The sequence below is a fragment of the Streptomyces sp. ATLC9 genome (assembly GCF_057196705.1).
Genome location: NZ_JBXUOY010000302.1, coordinates 1 through 5,963, shown reverse-complemented (window position 1 = coordinate 5,963; position 5,963 = coordinate 1). Strand labels below are relative to the sequence as shown.

Annotated in this window: 6 protein-coding genes; all 6 read right to left on the bottom strand. The window is 69.2% G+C overall.

The features are described from left to right. Positions 1-360: 360 nt before the first annotated feature. Positions 361-804 carry a hypothetical protein gene (locus tag AC2CJA_RS23065; RefSeq protein WP_484604603.1) on the bottom strand — a complete coding sequence of 148 codons (444 nt, stop codon included), beginning with the start codon at positions 802-804 and terminating at the stop codon, positions 361-363. A 34-nt stretch (positions 805-838) separates the two neighbouring features. Beyond that, entirely contained in the window at positions 839-2,395 is a 1,557-nt protein-coding gene (locus tag AC2CJA_RS23060) for a restriction endonuclease fold toxin-2 domain-containing protein (RefSeq protein ID WP_484604602.1), read from the bottom strand. A gap of 130 nt (positions 2,396-2,525) precedes the next feature. Next, positions 2,526-2,771, bottom strand: a complete 246-nt coding sequence (locus tag AC2CJA_RS23055) for a hypothetical protein (protein WP_484604601.1) — start codon at positions 2,769-2,771, stop codon at positions 2,526-2,528. Positions 2,772-2,795: 24 nt separating this feature from the next. Further along, the gene (locus tag AC2CJA_RS23050) at positions 2,796-3,131 is read right to left on the bottom strand and encodes a transposase (protein WP_484604600.1); all 336 of its coding nucleotides are present in this window, start codon (positions 3,129-3,131) and stop codon (positions 2,796-2,798) included. 99 nt (positions 3,132-3,230) lie between these two features. Continuing rightward, positions 3,231-3,908: an 8-oxoguanine DNA glycosylase OGG fold protein gene (locus AC2CJA_RS23045; RefSeq protein ID WP_484604599.1), complete on the bottom strand. Its 678-nt coding sequence runs from the start codon at positions 3,906-3,908 to the stop codon at positions 3,231-3,233. Positions 3,909-4,004: 96 nt separating this feature from the next. Continuing rightward, a complete protein-coding gene (locus AC2CJA_RS23040) occupies positions 4,005-5,120 on the bottom strand; it encodes a hypothetical protein (RefSeq protein ID WP_484604598.1) in 1,116 nt (371 codons plus the stop codon). Positions 5,121-5,963 lie beyond the last annotated feature (843 nt).

Here is a 5,963-nt window from a genome sequence, read left to right as displayed (position 1 = left end):
CGGCCCGCAGCCCGCGGCGCGCGCCCCACGCCAACACCGCCCTGCCCGAGGCAGGCCACGACACCGAAGCGGCCCGCCCGTGGCACCGCCGATACTCTGGTCGTTGCTGCGCATGTTCCGGTGTGGCGCCACTCGCACCACCGACCTGGTCAAAGCTCCCCTGGTCCTTTGCCTCGTGCCGCTCGGCCTTCGACCGGCTGTCATGGCATACACGTCTCCGGGCACACCTACCGGCTGGCCCGCCTCGATGAAGATAAGCGTGCCGCCCACCCGGTAGGTCTGCCCCCCCGGCAAGGACGTTGACCATCACGGCGCCTCGTTCGCCGGGGACCTGCTGGGCGAACTGCGCGCTGCGGCCGGTCAGTCGAGCGTCTCTTCAAGGTGTGACAGGAGGGCCGCGACGAGGCTGGGGCGCGGTACGTCCGGTACCAGGGCCTCGGGGACGTCGTCCTCCACTCCCCACTCGGTGTTGACCATCATGGGTGCACCGTTCGGTACGACGTGGTTGCGGAGCCACATCGCGAACTCCGCCGCCTCCCGGGCCGTCACGTCGGTGACGGCTGCGCCTTCCGGGACCGTCAGGACGAATCCCTCGACGGCTCCGTCCTGGAGGGTGAAGCCGAAGCTCATGGACGGGCCGCGGGCGCCCGGCCCCTGGGGGTTCTCGTCGATGCGGACGAACTCGTCCGGGGTGCGCTCACGCAGACGAGCCGCGAAGTCCTCCAGCACCAGGTTCCAGGTGCTGCCCTGCGGCGGGGTGAAGATGAACATGGTGCGCAGCTCGGCGAGCTCGGACGTTTCCACCTGGGTCTTTCCTTCCACGAGGTATCGACGGAGATCACGGAACGTGGCGGGCGTATCCCTTGACGCCGTGGGCGGCCATCATCACGCGCCAGTAGGAGACGGAGTCCGGGTTGTTGGTGACGATCTCCAGCCCGCGCATCTCCTTGTTGCGGGGGTCCTTGAGGGCGGCGGCGTACTTCGCGAGCTCATCCCGGTCGCTCTTGTACAGAAAGTCCCGCTGACCGGTCTGATGGCTTTCGCGTAGCTCCTCAAGGGATCGATAGCACTTCTTCCCGGGCTTGTTGACGTACTTGGCGTCGATGGCCATGCCGTCGGTCTCCCGGAAGCCGTCGACCATCAGAGTGCTGTTGGCACTGATGCCCTTGGGAATGGGGACCTCGTACTCGGGATAGCCGGCCACCCGCTTCTGGTAGGCGACCTCGGCAGGTCGGCCCCCTGACACGTCACCGGCGCGCAGCGAGGCCAGCCAGGTCTGGAACTTCTGCCGCTCGGGCCCGGTGAGGGCGGGGAAGCGCGGGTCAGGCGGCTGCGGGGGCGGGACCGGCTGGATGCGCAGTCCCGGGACCGGCGGGCGGTAGCCGACCGGGACGAGGAGGGGGACGCGGGCCAGGGGCGCGAGGAACGGCGGAAGCGAGGGGAGGAGGCCGAATCCACCGCCGTCGGGCTGCGGCATCCTCACCCGCTCCCGGGCGCTGTCGAGGGAGGGCGGTATGGTGCCCAGCCCCGCGATACGGACATCGGCGGAGACGAGTTCGTGCAGACCGCCATCGTGCCCGTTGCCGCCGAACAGCGGGTTCTCCCACGGGAGGAGAGCCTCGCCGGTGAGCGGGTTCGACTCGGTGGGAATGCGATCCAGCGCGGTGTCGATGTGGTCGGCGTAGGAGTCGCACGCTTTGGCGATCATCCTGCACGCGGTGGGCAGATTCGCCATCAGCGTCTCGTCCTCGCCGACTTCACCGGGTGGCGGCGTCTTGCCCACGAACTTCTTGAAGAACTCCTCCACGGCCTCGGCGGTGTCGCCGGCCTGGCCAAGGTTGGCGGTCCGCCAGGCGTCTTCCGAGTCCCAGTAGGCGTCCTCCAGGATCTTCGCGGCGTTCCGCCAGGTCGTGGCGACGGCGCGCAGCTTGCCCTGCTGGCCGCGGAAGCGCTGGTGCAGCAGGTACTGGTCGACCCAGCCGGTCTCGCCGACCACCTCGGGCAGGTCCTCGGCACTATGGCTGGCGCGAGGGGTGCAGTCGGGACCAGAGGGCTGAGGGGCGATACCAGGAGGACGAGGGGCTCCAGCGTCCTGCTTGAGGAAGGCGGCGGCGGTGTCGCTCTCGTTTCTCAGGAACTCCTCGGCCGATTTCAGCAGGGAGCCCGCACCGCCGGCCATGACCTGGTGGGCGAAGCCGGCCTTGTCGAAGACGGCGCGTACCGCCGGCATGTACACCGCTGCGAAGGCCCGACCGGCATCGTCGTCCCCGACCATGCCCTCCTGCTTGCCGAGCTCGGTGGAGAGCAACCCCAGCATCTCGAAGATCAGGTCCCGTAACCCCACCAGGGACCACGACGCGTTGACGAACTTCTCGGTCTGGTGCACAAGATTCATCACCACCCCCCGGCACGGCTTTCGAAACGCCCCAAGAACCGTACACGTCCGCGAAGGCAGAAACGGATCGGTACCGGCTGACGACAGTCAGTCAGGGAACATAGGCGCTCAGTGAGAGCTTGAGACTGGATTATGAGGTGGTCCGTCGTGGAGGTCGGCGTGCTGGTCGGGTCGCGGGGCGGCCGCGGGTGAGGTGGCGCAGTATGACGTCGGTCATCGCCCAGCGGATCATGGTCTCGGATTGCGCCGGGTTGCGCCCGTAGTCCCGGGCCGGACGGCGGCGTGCGGTGATCCAGGCGAAGGTGCGTTCCACCGCCCGGCGTTTGGGCTGGACCTGGAAGCCGCGCCGGCCGGGCGGTTTGCGGACGATCTCCACGGTGCGCTCCAGGATCTCCCCGGCTCAGGTGACCAGGCGGCCGCCGAAGCCCTGGTCCGCCCAGATCGTCTCCACGGTGGGCTGGTCCAGCCGGGCCCACAGCAGCGGCCGCCGGGCGCCGTCACGGTCCTGCACACTGACGGCGGCCACGTGGACGGCCTGCAACAGGCCGAGGGTGTCGGTGACGATGAACCGCTTGCGGCCCCTGGTCTTCTTGCCCGCGTCGAAGCCGCTGGTCTCCGTCGGGACGGTGTCGGCGGCCCGCACCGACTGGGAGTCCACCAGGCCCGCGGTGGGCGCGGCCCGGCGGTCGTCGGCCTCGCGGACCTTCACCCGCAGGGCGTTGTAGATCTTCCCCACGGTGGGCTACCCGGACGGACATGCCATGACTCGCTCCTCTCACGGAATCAAGCCTCCGCTGGTCCCGGAGCGGTTCACTCTCGCATGCGCTGTGCCGGGTCACAGGGCGGCCTTGCCATGGGAGAACAGGGCCGCCTCGACCTGGTCCGGCAGTACGTCGTTCCGGTGCGCGATGTCGTGGACGATGGTCAGGTACCGCTCGTACTGGGGGGTGGTCCAGCCGTTGGCCGGCCACCGGGCGTCGGTCATCTTGCATGCGCGCAGGGCCCGGGAGACGACACTGTCCAGGATCAGCGGCCGGTGGAGACCGGTGGGGGTGTCGTGTCCAGCGAAGTAGAGCACCTTGGTGAAGAACGCCGGGCCCAGGTGCGGAATCCAGTGATCGTTGTTGAAGGCGTAGTACGCCGCCACGGCCCCGCGTTCATGGAGCGTCCGCAGGGTTATGGCCAGGCGGGTGTCGATGTCCGTGGCGGTGGTGCGGGTGAGCAGGCGGGCGCGGCGGTGCACCAGCCGTGCCTTGGTGCCACAGCCCCACACCAGGGTGGCGACCAGGAGGTGACGGCGGCCTTCGGCGCTGTCGGCCCGGCGGGCGAGACCGAAGACCGTCCGCCGGTCCACGCGTGGCCAGCGGCCGGAGACGGGACAGGCGTCGAGCTCCTCCGGCCACCATGCGGCACTCGGCAGAAGTGATGTCCAGCGTTCCGCGTCGAACGGCACCGCCTGTCCGAGCACCACGTCCCGCTCGGGCAGATCAGCACTTCCACACGTCTCGGCCACCGTCGGTCCCTTCGCCGGTTTCACAGAGCGATACGACTCATACACGACCTGATGACCGTAGCGGGCCGCCGACGCAGGGGAGTTGTTCCCGGTGCGCTATTCCTCGCCGGACGGTACAGGGGTATCGAAGGCCCGCAGCTCCGGGTCGGACGCCGTCTCGGCGAGCCAGACGATCCGCTGGTCGCCGGCGGCCAGGGCGTTCCTCACCGTCTCGCACCAGTCCTCCCGGTCAAGGAGCGCCGGATAGCCGTTCCGGTAGGTCCGCCACCTGTGGACGGGGGCGATCGCTCCCTGGTCACCGTGCTCGCCGAGGTTCCTGGCGAGGAGCGCGGCGATGTAGTACCGGCCGGGAGAGGGCCCCAGGTGCCCGAGGTGACGTAGGTGTGCGGCCAGCACGTCCTCGGCGTGTGCGTAGCGTGCGAGGGTCGTGCCCATGCCCTGGCAGCGGGTGAGCACATGGAGGAGCCTGCCGGTGTGGTCCACGGTCTCGGCATCCGCCACCGACCCGGCGAGGGCCTGATGGAGACCTGCGGCCTGGGCGACCTTGCCGGCGAAGTATCCGTTGAGGAGGTCCCCGTCGACGGCCCTGCGCAGCAGCCACGGTCGGACGTCCGGATGGCCGTCGACCAGTCGGCAGAGCGCCTCGATCACGTAGACCCGTCCCCAGCCGGCCACTCGGTCGGCCAGCCACAGCAGTGGTTCCGCGCCGCCGGGCAGCCGCTCCAGGGCGGCTGCCGTGAGCGGCCCGAAGGTACCGGAGAGCAGCCCGATGGTCTGGATGTACGGGACATCGTCGACGGTGCCTGTCGCGGCGAGCAGCGCCAGACCCACGACGACGTCGTCGGTGCCGCTTCCATGCCTGACCAGCCGGCGCCCGGCCTCCCTGGCCCGCGCACCCGCCCGCAGGGCGGCCTCGGTGATGCGTGGGGTGGGATGGATGGGCACATGGACGCCGTGGAAGCGGCCGGCCAGTTGACCGGGTACGGAGTGCGGGCCGGTGAAGTGCTCGTCGAGGATGGCCGCAACCTCAGCCCCGACCCGCTCACGCTCGCGTGGTTGTTCCGGTCGCGGCCCGCGGCGGCGTTCCTCATCGGGGTACGGCTCGCCGTCACGTGGCAGCGGGGTATCGGGGGTCAGCCGGTGCAGCCGGAGGGCGTGCTCGAACAGCGCGGTCCTGAATCCGGGAGGCCTGGTCCCGGGTGTCTGGCTCACCGGCGGACGGAGGACTCGATTCTCTTGATCATGCCCAGGAGACTGCCATCACCGTGCCCGTCGCGACAAGCCTTTCCGCCGGCATCGTGATACACCAGCCCTGACCGCCGAACGAGCCCAGGGGCGACGGCGGCGCGGCCACGACCTAGCCTCAACGGTCTGACCAGTGTTTTCGTGACCCGATGATGCCTCAAGGGGGAGCCTGTCGATCAACCTGCCGAGAGACGAGGAACCTGGCGCGGGGTAGAAGCAGTGTGCCCAAGATCCTGCTGCCGAGGCCGCTGCGCCCGGATGCATCCAACAGTGGGTAGCAGCACACCCCTTCACGTCCGTCAAGGGGTTGGTCGTGGTGGTGCCGGTGGGCAGGGCCGGGTGTTGGCGCGGTGATCGCGCTGTGTGCGCCGTCATCCGCTCTCTGCCATGGGACGGTGGCTGCCCCCATGGTGGGGGAAACCGTTCTCGACCATGGAGGTGAGTCCGGTGGCGTATCGGTCTGCGGGTGGCCGGGTGTACCGGCGCTATGGGTGCCGTGACGCGGACGGCGGGCAACTGGGGGCCCGCTGCCCGCGGCTGCGCGCGGGGACCAGGCACGGCTCGTGGGCCTTCTGAGCTGTACCGAGTTTCGTAGAGCTCGTGATGTGCACCGGCTTTGTGTACGTGGCGGAAGCCGTAGGTGTCGCAGGAGGCGGTGTGGATACCGGTGTTGGCCTCGGTCAGCTGCAGGTGGCGTAGTGAGGGGCCCCGAAGATCCCGGACAGGGACCCAATAGGGTTGTCCTGTAAAGAATCGAAGGAAGAAGCACGTGGCACGTCCAAGTCCGTACTCGCCGGAGTTCCGTGAGGA

Excerpts from the sequence above, each read along its gene's own strand:
- AC2CJA_RS23060 (WP_484604602.1), bottom strand. The coding sequence starts at position 2,395 with ATGAATCTTGTGCACCAGACCGAGAAGTTCGTCAACGCGTCGTGGTCC.